Here is a 15,710-nt window from a genome sequence, read left to right on the forward strand (position 1 = left end):
ATCACGGTAGGCTGGGCGAACTGAGCGATTTTTCGTAAGATCGGTAAACCGCGGGCCGACGTTCCTTCGTCCTGGGCCAACTGGAGGGCTGAGCCGCGCGGGTTTCAGGCAACGACGAGCAGTAGGAAGATGATGGAACCGGAAGCCGTCCGCCAGCGTATCAACGAGCTAAAAGACCGCGACATGGTGGTGCGCCAGCGCGCCGTCGAGGCCTTGTCGGGCATGGGGGCCGATACCGCGGAGGTGGTCGCGGCACTGACCCAGGCCTTGCGCGACAGTTCCAGCGGGGTGCGTCGCCGTGCGGCACAGGCACTCGGCAAGTTGGAGGCCGCGGCGGAACCGGCGGTGGTGGCCCTGACGGAGGCCCTGCGCGACCGCATTCACACGGTCCGCGATGCCGCCCGCGAGGCCCTGGCCGCAATCAAGCCCCGCAATTGACGCGCAAGGACCCAAACAGGCGGCTGGGGCAGAGCTTGGCCCGATTCGGCCCGGTTTGAGAACACGCTCTGCGGCCAAGCTCTGCCCCAGCCACCGCCCGTCCATCAATTGACGAATGACACAAGGAACAGAGTTGCCCGACACGCCCGAACCACCGCCGACCGTGCCCGCCGGCCGACTGCCGCGCAACGTCTGGCTGTTGGGCTGGACGAGCCTGCTGAACGACACGGCCAGCGAAATGGCGGCCCCGCTGCTGCCCTATTTTTTGATCGGCGTGCTGCACGCGAGCAAGGAATCGCTGGGACTGATCGAAGGCTGCGCCGACAGCGCCGCCAGCATCCTCAAGCTTTTTTCGGGCGGCTGGTCCGATCGGGCGGGGCGTCGCAAGGGGTTCGTCGTCTTCGGCTACGCGTTGCCGGCCCTGGTCCGGCCGCTGCTCAAATGGGCACTGCTGCCCTGGCACGTGTTGGCCATCCGCGTGGGCGACCGCGTGGGCAAGGGAATGCGCACCGCCCCGCGAGACGCCTTGATCGCCGACTCGACCGATCCCCTGATGCGCGGCCGGGCCTTTGGCCTGCACCGGGCGATGGACCACCTCGGCGCCGCGCTCGGACCGCTGCTGGCCTCCGCGTACCTTTGGGCCTGGCCCGATCAGATAAGGCCGATGTTCTTTTTGGCACTCATCCCCGGCCTGCTGGTGGTGGCGTTGACCGTCTTCGGCCTGAAAGAAGCCGAGCCTCACGAGCATGCGGGAAAGCCGCTCGACCTGAGCTTGCGGCACTACTCCCGCGACTTCCGGCTCTACCTGGCGGCCTTGCTGGTGTTCAGCCTGGGGAATTCGAGCGACCTGTTTCTGCTGGCCCGCGCCGGCGAATTGGGCGTGGCCAAGCCGCTGCTGCCGATTCTTTGGTTCGTGTTCCACCTCGCCAAGAGCGCCGGCAACATTCTGGGCGGGCACACCGTCGATCGGTTGGGAGCGAAACCCCTGTTGATCGTCGGCTGGCTGTGGTATGCCGTGATTTATCTGGGCTTCGCCTTCGCGAGCTCCATCTGGCACATCTGGGCGTTGTTCATTCTTTACGCGGCGTATTATGCCTTGACGGAGCCAAGCGAAAAGACGCTTGTGGTGCAGCTTGCCGGCCGGCAGCGCACGGGCGTGGCGTATGGCTGGTATAACTTGCTGATGGGAATCGCCGCCTTGCCCGCGAGTTGGGTGTTCGGTTTATTGTATGAACGGGCCGGCCCTTTGGCGGCCTTTGGCCTGGGCGCCGCGCTGGCGGCCAGCGCCGTCGTGCTGCTGGCGCTGGTCCGCTCGCCGGAGCGAGGGCGAACAACGGTGGCTGGGACAGAGCAAAGCGGGTAGCGAGCTTGCGAGCGCCGGCCCACCCTACAACGAAAGAGATCCTGATGCAGATTTCAACCACTGACCAGAGCGTAATTAAGGTCTCCGCCGATGCCGCGGTTGTCGGCGTCTTCGCCGACACCGGGCTGAACCCCGCCGGCATCGAAGCCGACCGGGCCAGCGGTGGCCTGCTCACGCGGCTTATCGAGAGCAAGGAGATTTCGGGCAAACTCTACGAGCTCACGCCTCTCTGGGGCGTGGTGGGCATCGAAGCACCGCAGCTTCTGGTGGTGGGCCTGGGCAAACAGGCCGAGTACGATCGGGGCACGGCGCTGCGCACGGCGGCGACCGCTGCCCGGCAGCTTGCCGCCAAAGAACGTTCGCGAGTCGCCTTTTATCTGACACGCGGCGCCAGCGATGCGGTCGTCGAAAGCGGCATCGCGGGAGCGATCATTGGGTGCCAGGGCCAAGACCTGTACCGCACGGAGAAGAAACGGTTTCCGTTCACCGAGCTGGTATGGGCGGGCGCAACGGATCGGGCGGTGGAAGCGGGCAGCGTGCTGGGAGAAAGCGTCAACTTGGCCCGTCGGTTGATCAACGAGCCGCCGCAAGAGCTTTACCCCGAAACGTTCGCGGCACGAGCGGCCGAATTGGCGGAAGCGTGCGGCCTGGCGATCGAGCTATGGGACCTCGATCGGCTGCAGCGCGAGGGGTGCGGCTCGCTGCTGGCCGTGGCGCACGGCTCGGTCCGTCCGCCGCGGCTGGTGATCTTGCGGCACCACGGCGGACCCGCGGATCAGCGCCCGCTGGCGTTCGTGGGCAAAGGCGTGACGTTCGATTCAGGCGGACTCTCGTTGAAGCCGAACGATTCGATGAAAACCATGAAGTGCGATATGTCGGGCGCGGCGGCGGTGCTGGCCGCCATGACGGCCGTTGCCCGTCTGAAGTTGCCGGTGAATGTGGTGGGCCTGATGGGCCTGGTCGAGAACATGCCCAGCGGCTCGGCGATGAAGCTGGGCGACGTACTGCGGGCGCGCAACGGCAAAACGATCGAAGTCATGAACACCGACGCCGAGGGGCGGCTGGTGCTGGCCGACGTGCTCGACGTGGCGGTCGCCCAAAAACCGTCGGCGATCGTCGACCTGGCCACACTCACCGGCGCCTGCGTGGTGGCGTTGGGCATCGACGTGGCCGGCGCCATGACGAACAATCAATCTTGGTGCGACCGGGTGATGGCCGCCGCGCGCGATTGCGGCGAACCCCTCTGGCAACTGCCGATGTATGCCGATTATCGCGAAGACATTCGCAGCGAGGTGGCCGACATCCGCAACACGGGCGAAGGCCGTTGGGCGGGGGCGATTGCCGGGGCCAAGTTCCTGGAAGAGTTTGTGAGTGACGTTCCCTGGGTGCATCTCGACATTGCCGGCCCGGCCTTTCTGGAGAAGCCCAAGCCCTGGCTCGACGGCGGCGGCAGCGGCGTCTTTGTCCGCACGCTCGTCGAGCTTGCCCGACAAGGGTCGTAAGTTGGGGCTGGCATGCGCAAAAAATCACCTCCGACGAGCGTGTGCTGATGCCAGTTTTGTTCCGACCGGAGGCCGTCCGCTTGCCGGGCGGAGGTTCGCGTTCGCGGTCTAACAGAACGACGCGCCCAACAGCCCCTTCCAGTCGAGGGCGGCAGGGAAGCGTCCAACCGAAATCGCACCAGTTCTTGAACGCAACCCATTTCTTGCGCCGCGGGATCGGCCCCCTGAGAACACGCGACAAACGTGTCGCCTGCCGCGCAGGCCGAGGCCTTGCGGCCGACCCATTCGGCCACGGCATTGCCACCGGCGACGGCATAAGGTACGCCGGCGGCGTCGAGCGCGCGAGTTGCCCTGCTCAGCCGCTCCTTGACTTTTTCGGCTGCCACGAGTGCCCTTTCCCAACCACTTGCCAGTGGGACGCGGAACGGCTGCGCAACTGTCGGAATCCGACAGTTGGCCAATGGTGGGGTTACCTCCGCGCTGCGACGAGCGGTGCGGTTCAAAAATGGCCCTTGTGTCGGGAAGTTACCGGGACGCTGACGCGTCCCGCTCGCCACGGCTTTGGGCGAGGTGGGCGCCGCGCCCACCCCCCTCCCTATCCGCAGCCGGAAGGCTTAGCTCTTGCGTTCGAGCGTCACAACGCCGTCCCAGCCGGCCGGCGGAGTGCGGTTGTATTGGGCGATGTAGACGGTCAAAAAGTCCTTGACGCGGTCCTTGGCCGGCACGCGGTGCAACAGCTCGACCGCTTGCGACCAATCGCCGGAAACGAAGGCGTCGAGCGCGGCCTCGTAGTCGCGGATGTTCTCGTCGCTCAAGTCGGGGTAAACGTCGGCCGGCGGCAGCAATTCGCTGACCTCGACCGGACCCTCGAAGCCGTACGGCCGCACCACGGCAATCCGCCGAGACCGCGCCACGGTGGCCGCCACCTGCTGACGCACCGCACGCGAGGTCGGCTCGTCGAGCAGAATCGGACTGTGCAAAATCTTGGTCATCCCTTCGAGCCGGCTGGCCAGGTTGACCACCGGGCCAAAGACCGTGACTTTCGACTGGTCGGTCGTGCCGATCCGCCCCGCCACGGCGCGGCCCGTCGCCAGGCCGATGCCCACGCGGAAGTCGGCCAACGGATGACCCGGCTCGCGGGCCGCCGTCTCAAAGGCCAGCCGAATCGCCAGGGCCGCCGAGCATGCCCGCTCGACCATGTTCTCCTGGGCGATCGGCCAGCCCCAAAAACCCATCGCCGCGTCGCCCTGGAAGTCGCCGAACACGCCGCCCTTGTCGAGAATGTGGTGCGTCATCACCCCCAGCGCCTTGCTGACGCGGTCGAGCAGCGTGAGCAAGTGCTCCGCCTGACGCTCGGCGCGGCGCGAGAAGCCGCGCACGTCGCAGAACAGCACCGAGACCTCGGTTTCGCGAGGCGCCAGCACGACTTCGGGGTCTTCGTGCGTGATCGCCTCCAGAATCTGCGGCGAAAAGAAGCCCCGCAGGGCCGCTTGCTTTCGCTGCAACAGCTCCGTCTGCCGCAGCGAGTTGAGCGTGGCGGCCACCAGCTCCGTGAACTTCATGTCCTCACGCAGGTCGTCCGGCGCGGCGGGCCGCTCGCTCAACAGCGACCCCGTGAACTGGCCGGCCACATACACGCCCCAGCCCCGGCAGGCCTCGCCGTGGACCGGCGTGCAAAAGGCCCAATCGACGTTGGCGCTCATGGTGAACAGGGCGGCCGAGGCGTCTCGCTCAGGCTCCCAGATATGGAGCACCGACTCGCCGCGCCGCACGGCGTCGAGAATCAGCCGCTGGCTGGGGCGAAAATCGTCGCCGCCCGACAGCCGCCGGTCCCAGTGCAGCACCCGCACGGGCGGCCCCGAGGCCGGACTCTCCGACGTGGCCACCAGCGCCACGGCGCTGGCCCGCGGAATGCCCGCCAGCAGCATGCTCACCAAACGCACGAAAAGCTCGTTTTCGCTGACCGATCCGGAGATCACGTCAGGCAAGCGGCTGAGCACCTCGATCCGCTGGTCGGCGTTGCGGAAGCGGACCCGTTCCAGGGCCTGCGGGCTGAAGGTCTGCTCCTCAACCGGCCGGTTCAAGTCGGCCAGCCATTTCACGGTGTCGCTGGCCAGGGTGAAGGTGGTCTGTCCGATGACAAAATGTTCGCCGGCAGAGAGGACGAAGTGTTCGTTGGCCTGGCCGGAAAGAAAGATCGGGTTGCGGGCCTCGGCGAGCTTTTCGACGCGTAGCCGGCCGTCGGTCCAACAGACCGAGGCATGGTGGCGGGAAATTTGGGCGTCCCAGGGCGTGGAATAGATTCCCGCGTCGCGGCCGAGCACAAACTGCTGATTGGCGCGCAAGGTGCGTCGCCAGCGCTGGTGCGGTTCGTTTCCTTGTGCGATCAGGTCGGCCACGTTGATTGGGATCCGGAGTCCGTCCCCATCATAACATCCCGCCGCGCATCGCAAGATTTTTGTCGTCGGGTAGACTCATAATATGTCTGGCCTGTGGGAAGTGATCAAGCAAACGTTCGTCGAGTGGCAGGAAGACAACGTGCCGCGCCTGGGCGCGGCGCTGGCTTTTTATTCGGTGTTCTCGTTGGCGCCGGGGCTGATCATCACGCTGGCGTTGGCCGGCGCCATCTGGGGGCCCGACGCGGCCCAGGGCAAGTTGGCGGCCGAACTCGAGACGCTGATCGGCAGCGACGTGGCCGCCTATTTGCAGGATCTGGCCGACCATATTCACCGCTCGCAAGGCGGCGTTTTCGCGGCCCTGATCAGCGGGGTGTTGCTCTTCTTCGGCGCCACGGGAGCCGTGGTGGGGCTGAAAGACGCCCTGAACACAGTATGGGGCGTCGTGGACACGTCGCACGGCGTGTGGTGGTCGCTGCTCCGCGATCGGCTGTTGTCGGTGGCGCTCGTCTTGGCAACCGGACTGTTGTTGTTGGCATCGGTAGTGCTGACTTCGTTTTTGCAAGGAATGAGCGAGCGCGCGGCGCTTCAGTTCCCGATTTCGTTTCCGACGGCGGTGATCATCAACTGGGTGGTGTCGTTTACCGTGATTTCGCTGTTGTTCGCGTTGATCTTCACCATTTTGCCCGACGTCGAACTCGGCTGGCGCGACGTGCTGGTCGGTTCGGCGGTGACTTCGGTGCTGTTCTTGATCGGCCGCGAGTTGATCGCGTTTTACCTGGGGCGGTTCAGCTTTACGTCAACGTATGGCACCGCGGGTTCGCTGGTGGCCGTGCTGTTGTGGGTCTATTACTCGGCACAGATTCTCTTGTTGGGAGCGGAGTTCACGCAGGTCTATGCCCGGCGTTACGGCTTCCCCATCAAGCTGCCGCCGGGCGTCAGGAGCATCGACGAAGTCGCGGAACACAGGAATCAATCGTAGGCTTCTCAAGAAGTCAGCTACCGGCGATTTCGCGACGCACGCGCTCCAGGTCGGCGTTGACCATCATCTCCACCAGCTCGCGGAAGCCGACACGCGGCCGCCAGCCGAGCCGCTCGCGCGCCTTGCGGGCGTCGCCGCAAAGATGGTTCACCTCGGCGGGGCGCAGCAACGCCGGATCGGTGACGACGTGCTGTTCGGGATCGATGCCGACCCGCGCAAAAGCGATCTCGATCAGCTCGCGCACGGAGTGCTTTTCGCCGGTCGCGACCACGTAGTCGTCCGGCGCCTCTTGCTGCAGCATCAACCACATGGCCTCGACATAGTCGCCGGCGAATCCCCAATCGCGCAGCGCGTCGACATTGCCCACGCGAAGCGTGTCTTGCACGCCCAGCTTGATGCGGGCGGCGGCGTCGGTCACCTTGCGCGTGACGAACTCTTTGCCGCGCAGCGGCGACTCGTGGTTAAAGAGGATTCCCGAACAGCAAAAGATGCCGTAGCTTTCGCGGTAGTTCACGGTGATCCAGTGCCCGTAAACCTTGGCCACGCCGTAGGGACTGCGCGGCCAGAACGACGTGCGTTCGGTCTGCGGCTCCTCCTGCACCTGGCCGAACATCTCGCTGCTGCTGGCCTGGTAGAAGCGGATGGCCGGATCGACCAGGCGGATGGCTTCCAGCACGCGCGTGACGCCGAGCGCGGTGAACTCGCCGGTCAGCAAGGGCTGCAGCCAGCTTGTGGGCACGAAGCTTTGGGCCGCCAGGTTATAGACTTCGCTGGGCCGCACGTCGCGCAGCAGGTTGACGATCGAGAGTTGATCGAGCAGGTCGGCCTGGTGCAATGAGATTTTGCCGGAAAGGTCGGCGATGCGTTCGAAGTTCTCGCTGCTGGAGCGCCGCACCATACCATGCACTTCGTAGCCTTTGCCAAGCAGAAATCTGGCCAGGTAAGCGCCGTCTTGTCCGGTGATGCCGGTGATGAGGGCCTTGCGTGTCATGCTATGCTCCAAACCGCTCTTGCACCCATTGACGAAATACACGGCTCCATTGCGACTCGTCCGCCGTCAGTTTGGGATCGAGAAACGGCTCCAAGTCTTTCACGCGCAACATCGGCAAATTCAGGCTCATTTCGATCTCGCGATAGCTGCCGTCGGGCTGAAGCGCATAAGCCTTCAAGGCGTTTTTGTGCCACCGCCAGACTTCGGGCACGCCAAGGGCCGCATAGAGGGCCATCCGCTTGATGGCGCCACGTCGAATTTCGACTTCGATCGCCAGGTCGGGCGGAGGATCAACTTCGAGATTGATTTCTTGCAGGTCTCGGATGCGCGGGTGATTCAAGATGTAATAGCACTCGTCGGGCTCGAGGCCTTTGAACATCACGTGCCGCTTCCAGGTCGTCGAACGCAGGCTGCGTCGGGGAATTTGTAGCTCGTTGGTAAAGGCTACGAGCAACTGACCGAGCAGCGAATTAACTGATTCGTGTCGTTGCGACGGTGTCATGAGTTCCAAGGTCCCTCGGTCATAGGTCATCCGAACACGCTCGAGGCCGCGAGCGTCGCGCAGCAACTCGTACGTCTCCCAAGGAACGCTGTAGAGAACAAAACGATGTTCCGCTCCAAGTTGTGCGGACCGTTGAATTGTCGCCATCGAGAGTCTCCTCGCGCAAGTACACGTGCTGCGAATTGCCTACGCTCCAAACCGCTCTTGCACCCACTGACGGAACGCCAGCAGCCATTGCGACTCGTCGCCGGCCAGCTCGACGTCGAGAAACGGCTCCAGGTCTTTGACTCGCAGCATCGGCAGGTTCGGGCTGAACTCCGTCTCGATGTATTCCCCGTCGGCGCCGAACACTAACGACCGCAACGACTCATCGTGCCAACGCCATACCTCAAGCACGCCGAGCGCCGCGTAGATGCCCATTTTCTTGATCGCGCTGGTGCTGACTTCAACTTCAATCGCCAGATCGGGTGGAGCGTCGACATCGAGATTGATATCGTGTCTGCCCCGGATCTTCTCAAAGTTGGCGATATAGTAGCACTCGTCCGGCTCCAACGATTTATACTTCTTGCGCGGCTGGCACGTCATCGAGCCTAAGCTGCGCCGTGGGATTCGTAGCTCGACAGTAAACGACTCCACCATTTGAGCGAGCAGCTTCTTGATCACTTCGTGCCGGTAGGAGGGTGACATCAGCTCCAGCATCCCTTCATTGTAGGTCATGCGGGTACGTTCCAGGCCGTCGGCGTTGCGCAGCAACTGGAACGTTTCCCACGGAATGTTGTAGAGCACGAACCGGTTTTCCGCGGCGGTCTGGACCGGTCTTTCGGCGGTCGCCATCAAAGTGCCTCATTAGGACTGCAAGGAAGTTTGGTTATCTTTGATTATAACAGATGCAGAAGCGTCAGGTTTTCCCCTTCATCGCCGCCGCCAGAATCTGCGACGTGCTCTCGCGCATGATCCGCGGATCGACCGTCTTGCCCTCGATCAGCGTCTTGCGAACGTCTTTGCCCGAAATGAAGACCGGCTTCTCGTCCTTGTGGAGCTCCATCAGATCGACGCGGCCGGCCGATTCATAGTAGGCGGCAAAACCGACCTTCAGCGGCTTGATCTGCAAGTCGCCGGACAAGTTGCTGAAGATTTCCTGGGCGTCGAAGTCGCCCCAGATGGCCGTGCCGTCGTGATACGGCGCGTCGGCGTGTTTGCGGCCGATGACGATGTCGGTAAAGCCGAAGTTCTGCCGGTAGATGCCGTGCATCACCGCTTCCTTCGGCCCGGCATAGAACATCTTGATGTCGAGGCCCAGCAGAATCACGCGGTCGGGCACGGCTTCCTTCCGCTTGCCCCACAGGTCCGAATCGCTGTCGCCCTCGCCAAGCTGCCGCCGCTCGATCAGGGCCTCGTAGGTCTGCATGCGGACGTCGGCGTGAACGTCGTCGCCCTTGGTCTCGCCGACCAGCGGGTTGAGGCAGGCGCCGGCGTTGTGGCCCGCGCGGAGCAGCGTTTCCAGCCCGTAAACCAGGGCGTACTCGTGGGCGCGGTGCAGCGGGTTGCGGGTCTGAAAAGCGACGGTGCGGTCCCAGCCCTTCGACGCCAGCAGCTTGCGGACCTCGCGCGGCGAGAGCACGTATTTGCCGAACTTGGGGATCTTCGGCTGCGGCAGCACGCGGATGGCGCCGCCCAACAGGTGCGTCTTGTCGCCGTCGGCCTTGAGCACCATGTCGGCGCCGGGGTGGTCCGTGCGCTCAGTGAGATAGACGCTTTTGAGATATTTCGGTTTGTCCCAGGGATAGATGTCGCTGATGTCGAGCATGGCCACCACGTCGTCCGACGAGTTGGCCAGCGCCACGCGCTGGCCCGTGGCTAGCTTCTCGGCTGTCTCCGTCGGCACGGGGAAGGCCAGCGGGATGGTCCAGGCATGGCGCCGGCCGCCGTGCAGGATGTAGCCTTCGTCGAGCACCCGGTGATAAGTAGCCGAGTCCATGGGTCCGACAAGCGGGCTGAGTGTGCCGTCGCCCAGGCGATAGACGGTGGAAAGGTCGGCGTCGGAAACCGCCACTTTGGTGAGACCTTGGGCCTCGGACTTGAACGCGTCGATCTGGTCGGCCGGAACGGTCCGGCAGACGGGTTCTTTCAAACCACCGTGGGGCTGGGGCAGGCTGGCCATCTTCGCTTCGTACCTCTTGTTTTCCGTCGGACTCAAACCGGCAAGTATAAAGCCCGGCGCGAACGGACTAAAGGGCAAACTGCCGCGGTGGCGTGCGGGAACGAGCCGGCGGCTTGATCGTCAAGAACCATTTGTCGATGATGGTTTGCAACGCAGCGACTTCGCGACACGCGGTGGCTGGGGCAGAGGTTGGCCAGGCAGCGGTCGGAAGTACCCAACGACTCCGCGGCCAACCGATGCCCCGGCTCATACCACCGGGGCATCGCTGGCCGCAGAGTGTTTTGGCAGTTGACAATCGAACTCGGCCAGCTTTGCCCCAGCCAGCAGCAAACGCCCAATGCCCATGACGCGATCTACAATCCGATGCCTGTTTCTGTTTTTCGCGACGGCCGCTTGCGCCGGGGCCGACGACCGCATCACCGCCGACAAGGCGGCGCTGGCCCCGTTCCAACAGTTCGTGGGCTCGTGGAGGGGCGTAGGTCAGCCCCGCCGCGGTTCGAGCCAGGGCGCGTGGACCGAAACGGCCGATTGGGCCTGGAAGTTTGCCGAGGGCCGTGCGGCGCTGGTCTTCGATTCGCCGAAGGGGAAGTACTATCGGTCTGGCAAGCTGATGCCCGGCGAAGCGAAGGGGCAATTCAAGCTGACCGCCAAGCGGGCCGACGAATCGGGCGACGACCAGTTCTCCGGGAGCCGGGATGCCAACGGGCGACTCGTGCTCGTGGCGGTCGAGCAGGGACAAGCAGCCGACATGCCCGCTCGCGTCACGATTCACACCGTCGCGGCGGGCGACCGTTTGCTGGTGCTGTATGAGAAGCGGTCCGGTGCGGCCGACCGCTTTGTCCGTCTGGCCGAGGTCGGCTCGACGCGCGTGGGCGCGGCTTTCGCCAAAGGACCGGGCGAGCCGGAATGCGTGGTGACGGGCGGGCTGGGCACGATCGCCGTCCAGCACCAGGGCAAGACGTATTATGTCTGCTGCACCGGCTGCCGCGATCTTTTCAATGAGGATCCCGAAGGCGCGTTGGCCGAGTATCGCCAACGCAAGGCGGCGGAAGCAGCCAAGTAGTGAGGCGATGGCTCGTTGGTTTCACTTGCAGCCCTGCAAAAAGACCACCAGATCGGCGAGCTCCTGCGGAGTAAGCTGCTTGTCGAGGCCCTGCGGCATGATCGAGACGGTGCCCGGTCGAATCTCTTCGATCGTGTTTCGGGGAATGCGGATCTCTTCGGTGGGGCTCTTGACGAGCACCAGTTCGTCGGGCGCGTCTTTGCGCACGAGGCCGTTGTAGGTCAGCCCGTCGACGGTGACGACCGCGACCGGTTCAAAGCTGCGAACGAAACTGGCACTGGGATAGACGATCGATTCGAGCAAGTCGCGTGCGGCCCGCACCTGGCCGATGCGCGTCAGGTCGGGCCCGATCCGTCCGCCCAAGTAGCCGATGGCGTGGCAGGTGGCGCAGGCGGTCTTGGTATTATTGAAAATCGCCTGCCCGCGCCGGACGTCGCCGCGCGGCAGCGATTCAGCCAATTCATCGAGCCTGGCCCGCTGGGCCGCCATGTCGGCCGTCAGCCGCGCGTAGAGTTTTTCCGCTTCGGCATGCACGGCGGGCGGATACTTGGCCAGCCGCGGCTTGATCATTTCGACGCGGAGCGAGGGTATCACCGCCGGCTCGCCGAGCGAGGCCAAGAGCGCCCGGCCTACCTGAGCGTCGGTCGATTGCTCGAAGGCCGACAGCAACCGATCGATTTCCAGCGGGCCGACGGCAGCGAAATTGGGTGCTAGAACGGTGAGTTGATCGCTCGTAAGTTTCGCCTTGGAAAACACCTCGACGGCCGCGGCGCGGTTGCCGGCCACGGCATCGATATCAAGCTGGGCCGTGAGCAGCTCGAACATGGCCGTCGGCACCGCATCGAGTCCGCCGGGCACCGCCGCAAGCGCCGCGAGACGGTCTTGGTCCTCGATGCCCTCGCGCGACGCGAACTCCTTGAGCGCCGCTCGAACCGGGCCGGCCGCGGCCCTGGCAATCGGAACTGCGCGAATCGCGGCGAGAAGATCGGGATCAACTTTCTTATCGGCGACCCCGACGAGTTGGGCCAGAGCGCTTATCCAAGGGGCCGGCACGTCTTTTAGCCCAGAGCGTTGCATAGCCTCCAAAACGGTCCGACGTTCCGCCAGCGTCACGTTGCCATCGACCATTCGGGCTGAGAGCAACTCCTGAATCGTCGGCGACTGCGCGAATGTGCCGAGCTGCGTGGCCAGTTCGGCGCGGTCTTCGTTCGACAACCGCTCGTCGGCCAATCGCTGGCGTAGATAGCCGGCCAACGCATCGGCCCAGTCCGGATGGTGGCCGGCGACCCAGGCCGCCGTCCGCCGCAGGTCGCTGTCGTTTGCTGCTAGCAGCGGCATGACCGTCTCGGCCGTCAAGCCGCCATTGGGCATCTGGTCGAGGGCGATCAGCGCCGCCCGCTGCACCACGGCGTTGTTGCTCGTTAGACCACCCGCGGTAGACTTCGCATTGCCGATCTCAATCAGGGCATAGATCAACGAATGCTCCAGTACGCGGTCCGACGACGACTCGCGCGAGGGCGACATCTTACCGATCGCCACCATCAGCGGTTCGACACCGCGCCAACTACCAAATCGGCCGATCGCCTCGGCGGCAGCCCGCCGGTTTGGCAACGATTCACTCGACAACAATGCGATAAGTTTCGACAGCGCGTCGCGGTCGCGGAGCACGGAGACGGAGTGGATCGCTGCTTGACGCGCGATGGGATTCGGATCATCCAGAGCCAACCGTAGCGCTTCGCGCGCCGACGGTGTGCCGATTCGCAACAACGCCCAGATCGCGTTCACGTTCTTTCGGGCAGGGCCCGGAGTGGCCCGAGGTCTCTTCTCGAAGATGCGGTTCCGTCCCAATAAAACCGTTTTCAACACAGGCACGGAATCTTCTCCAGCCGCGCCAAGTCCTTGAATGGCGCGATGCCGAACCGCGGGCCGCGCGTCGTCCAGCAGTTCGATCAGGTTCGCCTTCTTCCATTCGAGCTTCGATCCCCGAGGATCAGCGATCCGGTCGGCATCTTTTCGCCGCACGCGATAAATCGCGCCTAACACGTCGGGCTTCACGAGCTGCGACGTCGGGCAACAGAGCTTGTACCATCCGCCGGTATCGACGATCAGCAAGCTGCCGTCGGCATCCTCCAGCACGTCGGTGGGATGGAAGTCGCGGTTGTTCGACACCACAAAATCTTCGTCGCGCGATGCGAAGCTGGCTCCATCTTCCGACAGCACGTGCCGCGTGACCTTCTGCATATTGAACAGGCAGGCGAACAGATTGTCTTGATAGTCTTTGCCGAACACGTCCGATTCGTATCGTGTCAGACCGCAAGGCGCGGCGGGACCGAGATGAGCGAGCACCGGCATCACGTCGGGACTGGTGCGCGGGTGTCCGTCGAGCACGGCGTGGACCTTGCCATACACGCCGCCATACACCGCGTGAATCAGGCCGTCGCGCAGTCCGCCGCCGGGGTGGACCAGAAACGTGGTCGTAAAAATGCGCTCGCCGCCGGGCGTGAACACCACGTCCACCGGGTTATCCATGCCGCCGGTCATCACCGGCTCGATCTGCGTGCCGTCGGGCCGGGCGCGAAAGATGTGCGACGCCTTCGTCACCAGCGGCGGGCGGCCGGGCCGCTCGTAGGTCTGCTCGGCAAAGGCCCCTTTGCACCAGTAAATCCAGCCGTCGGGGCCGAGGTAGGGTCCGTGCAGGTCGTTGGCGCAGCCGGTGAGCGTTTTGCCCTGGAACCATTCTTCTCGTTTGTCGGCCACGCCGTCGCCGTCGGTGTCGGTGAGCTTCCAGATGCTGGGCGGCGCGGCGACATAGAGCGAACCGTCGTACCACATCGTCCCTTCCGGGAACATCAGCTTGTCGGCGAACACCGTGCTGCGGTCGAAGCGGCCGTCGCCGTCGGTGTCTTCCAGCCGCACGACACGGTGCGGCTTCTCTTCAAGCTGCTTCTGCACCTTGTCGTTCGAGCCGGAAGAATCCGACACGTAAAGCCGGCCTCGCTCATCGAAATCAGCCGTGATCGGCCGCTCGACCAGCGGCGCGGCGGCGGCCACTTCGATCGTAAAGCCGCTGGGCAGCGTGAAGGTGTGCCCGTTGAGTTCGATCTGCTCGTTGCTCGCCTCCAAGGCAATGGCACGCGGCGCCGACGCACCAAAAAGGACATACAGCAACGCGACCGGCAGGCGCAAGCGCTTAGCTATTCGCAGCATCGTCGACCTCGATTATCCCATGACGTTGACTTACCATGTCGCCAGTGTAGCTGATTTGTAGGGTGGGACCAGTGAGCTTGCGAGCGCCGGCCCACCATCGGTGCTCCTGGTGGGCCGGCGCTCGCAAGCTCGCTGGTCCCACCCTACAGACTACAGACTATCCGTTGCCGCGAATCGGCACCGGGCGACGCTGGTCGCCCAGGGCTTCCACGGCGACGTAAGTGACCTCGGCCTCCGTCAGCTTCACCGGCTGGCCGTCGCGGTCGGCTTCGACCTCCACGTGCATGGTCACCGAGGTCGTACCGACGCGCACCATCCGCGTCCAGAAACTCACCACGTCGCCGACGAACACCGGTTCGTGGAATTCCACGCGGTTCATGGCCACGGTCACGATGAGTCGCTCGGTCCAGCCTGCCCGACGTGCTTCATGCAGCGCTCCCACGGCCCCCGCCTGATCGATGAAGCTCAACAGCACGCCGCCGAAGATGGTGCCGTGAGGGTTCGTGTCGCGCGGCATCATCACCGCCTTGAGTGCCAGATAGCGGGATGAAATGGATTCGGTCATTGAAAGATGCGCTGCGAGAGCGAACCGCGTTTGGGTATCAGAATCAGCCGCCGCGTAAGTGCAAGGCAGCTTGGTGCTCGGCAATCACCTCCTGCCGCGGGTCTTCCGCTTCCTCGTCGAGGAACTGGAAGCCACACTCTTGGCAGATTCGCAGCGGCACCCGCACTTGCAGCGAGACCGCGGACGGCCCCTCGCCGTAATCAAACTTATCGTCGACCTCGGTCGTCGTCACCCGGAGTGAGCCGCAATTGGCACAGCGAATGCCGCAATCGGCGACATGATCTTGCCCGCGGTTGTTATGGCGATGTGTCATTTAGTGCTCGCTGTAATGGAAGCTTCTGCCGATGATTGTTCCCGATCCGAGTTGCACTTTGATATAAAGGCGGGGAATCCACCTTTCTAGTTCTTGAATAGGAGTGCCAGAAGCTCACTGGCGAGTCGCCCGGCATCCGAGGATCATTGCACTTCACAAATGATAACGCTTAGGCCGTCATTATTCATCGCCGCGTTGCTCGGAGTCCGGATCCTGCAGCAAGGCCC

The 15,710-nt window shown here is 63.9% G+C and carries 13 protein-coding genes; 5 read left to right on the forward strand and 8 right to left on the reverse strand.

The features are described 5' to 3' along the window. Positions 1 to 129 precede the first annotated feature (129 nt). From VNH11_13970 to VNH11_13980, 3 genes are all read left to right on the forward strand, one after another. Entirely contained in the window at positions 130 to 438 is a 309-nt protein-coding gene (locus VNH11_13970; GenBank protein HVA47472.1) for a HEAT repeat domain-containing protein, read from the forward strand. A 115-nt stretch (positions 439 to 553) separates the two neighbouring features. Next, complete coding sequence (locus VNH11_13975) at positions 554 to 1,801, forward strand: MFS transporter (GenBank protein HVA47473.1); 1,248 nt, start codon at positions 554 to 556, stop codon at positions 1,799 to 1,801. A gap of 44 nt (positions 1,802 to 1,845) precedes the next feature. Further along, a complete protein-coding gene (locus VNH11_13980; GenBank protein HVA47474.1) occupies positions 1,846 to 3,303 on the forward strand; it encodes a leucyl aminopeptidase in 1,458 nt (485 codons plus the stop codon). Positions 3,304 to 3,917: 614 nt separating this feature from the next. Here VNH11_13980 and VNH11_13985 read toward each other — a convergent pair. Continuing rightward, on the reverse strand, positions 3,918 to 5,702 hold the full coding sequence (locus VNH11_13985; protein HVA47475.1) for an adenylate/guanylate cyclase domain-containing protein: 1,785 nt from the start codon (positions 5,700 to 5,702) through the stop codon (positions 3,918 to 3,920). A gap of 82 nt (positions 5,703 to 5,784) precedes the next feature. On the opposite strand from VNH11_13985, the gene VNH11_13990 reads away from it, so the two are divergent. Further along, a complete protein-coding gene (locus tag VNH11_13990) occupies positions 5,785 to 6,681 on the forward strand; it encodes a YihY/virulence factor BrkB family protein (GenBank protein ID HVA47476.1) in 897 nt (298 codons plus the stop codon). Between the two features lie 13 nt (positions 6,682 to 6,694). Here VNH11_13990 and gmd read toward each other — a convergent pair whose 3' ends face one another. The 4 genes from gmd to VNH11_14010 all read right to left on the reverse strand — a co-directional run bounded on the left by gmd (position 6,695) and on the right by VNH11_14010 (position 10,335). Beyond that, a complete protein-coding gene (gene gmd, locus VNH11_13995) occupies positions 6,695 to 7,672 on the reverse strand; it encodes a GDP-mannose 4,6-dehydratase (protein HVA47477.1) in 978 nt (325 codons plus the stop codon). Between the two features lies 1 nt (position 7,673). Then, on the reverse strand, positions 7,674 to 8,321 hold the full coding sequence (locus VNH11_14000; protein ID HVA47478.1) for a Uma2 family endonuclease: 648 nt from the start codon (positions 8,319 to 8,321) through the stop codon (positions 7,674 to 7,676). Positions 8,322 to 8,360: 39 nt separating this feature from the next. After that, positions 8,361 to 9,008 carry a Uma2 family endonuclease gene (locus VNH11_14005; GenBank protein ID HVA47479.1) on the reverse strand — a complete coding sequence of 216 codons (648 nt, stop codon included), beginning with the start codon at positions 9,006 to 9,008 and terminating at the stop codon, positions 8,361 to 8,363. Between the two features lie 64 nt (positions 9,009 to 9,072). Further along, positions 9,073 to 10,335 carry a hypothetical protein gene (locus VNH11_14010; GenBank protein HVA47480.1) on the reverse strand — a complete coding sequence of 421 codons (1,263 nt, stop codon included), beginning with the start codon at positions 10,333 to 10,335 and terminating at the stop codon, positions 9,073 to 9,075. A gap of 343 nt (positions 10,336 to 10,678) precedes the next feature. Between VNH11_14010 and VNH11_14015 the strand changes: the two genes are divergently transcribed. Continuing rightward, positions 10,679 to 11,398, forward strand: a complete 720-nt coding sequence (locus tag VNH11_14015; protein ID HVA47481.1) for a hypothetical protein — start codon at positions 10,679 to 10,681, stop codon at positions 11,396 to 11,398. A 21-nt stretch (positions 11,399 to 11,419) separates the two neighbouring features. Here the strand turns inward: VNH11_14015 and VNH11_14020 are convergent, their stop codons facing one another. The 3 genes from VNH11_14020 to VNH11_14030 all read right to left on the reverse strand — a co-directional run bounded on the left by VNH11_14020 (position 11,420) and on the right by VNH11_14030 (position 15,483). After that, entirely contained in the window at positions 11,420 to 14,605 is a 3,186-nt protein-coding gene (locus VNH11_14020; protein ID HVA47482.1) for a PVC-type heme-binding CxxCH protein, read from the reverse strand. A gap of 157 nt (positions 14,606 to 14,762) precedes the next feature. After that, positions 14,763 to 15,170 carry a hotdog domain-containing protein gene (locus VNH11_14025; GenBank protein ID HVA47483.1) on the reverse strand — a complete coding sequence of 136 codons (408 nt, stop codon included), beginning with the start codon at positions 15,168 to 15,170 and terminating at the stop codon, positions 14,763 to 14,765. A gap of 43 nt (positions 15,171 to 15,213) precedes the next feature. Then, on the reverse strand, positions 15,214 to 15,483 hold the full coding sequence (locus VNH11_14030) for a hypothetical protein (GenBank protein HVA47484.1): 270 nt from the start codon (positions 15,481 to 15,483) through the stop codon (positions 15,214 to 15,216). Between the last annotated feature and the right edge of the window lie 227 nt (positions 15,484 to 15,710).

The sequence above is a fragment of the Pirellulales bacterium genome (assembly GCA_035533075.1).
Taxonomy (GTDB): domain Bacteria; phylum Planctomycetota; class Planctomycetia; order Pirellulales; family JAICIG01; genus DASSFG01.

What these genes read in the sequence shown, in the direction of transcription:
- VNH11_13970 (HVA47472.1), top strand. Translation starts at nt 130, where the DNA reads ATGATGGAACCGGAAGCCGTCCGCCAGCGTATCAACGAGCTAAAAGAC.
- VNH11_13975 (HVA47473.1), top strand. Translation starts at nt 554, where the DNA reads ATGACACAAGGAACAGAGTTGCCCGACACGCCCGAACCACCGCCGACC.
- VNH11_13980 (HVA47474.1), top strand. Translation starts at nt 1,846, where the DNA reads ATGCAGATTTCAACCACTGACCAGAGCGTAATTAAGGTCTCCGCCGAT.
- VNH11_13990 (HVA47476.1), top strand. Translation starts at nt 5,785, where the DNA reads ATGTCTGGCCTGTGGGAAGTGATCAAGCAAACGTTCGTCGAGTGGCAG.
- gmd (HVA47477.1), bottom strand. Translation starts at nt 7,672, where the DNA reads ATGACACGCAAGGCCCTCATCACCGGCATCACCGGACAAGACGGCGCT.
- VNH11_14000 (HVA47478.1), bottom strand. Translation starts at nt 8,321, where the DNA reads ATGGCGACAATTCAACGGTCCGCACAACTTGGAGCGGAACATCGTTTT.
- VNH11_14005 (HVA47479.1), bottom strand. Translation starts at nt 9,008, where the DNA reads ATGGCGACCGCCGAAAGACCGGTCCAGACCGCCGCGGAAAACCGGTTC.
- VNH11_14010 (HVA47480.1), bottom strand. Translation starts at nt 10,335, where the DNA reads ATGGCCAGCCTGCCCCAGCCCCACGGTGGTTTGAAAGAACCCGTCTGC.
- VNH11_14015 (HVA47481.1), top strand. Translation starts at nt 10,679, where the DNA reads ATGACGCGATCTACAATCCGATGCCTGTTTCTGTTTTTCGCGACGGCC.
- VNH11_14020 (HVA47482.1), bottom strand. Translation starts at nt 14,605, where the DNA reads ATGCTGCGAATAGCTAAGCGCTTGCGCCTGCCGGTCGCGTTGCTGTAT.
- VNH11_14025 (HVA47483.1), bottom strand. Translation starts at nt 15,170, where the DNA reads ATGACCGAATCCATTTCATCCCGCTATCTGGCACTCAAGGCGGTGATG.
- VNH11_14030 (HVA47484.1), bottom strand. Translation starts at nt 15,483, where the DNA reads ATGACACATCGCCATAACAACCGCGGGCAAGATCATGTCGCCGATTGC.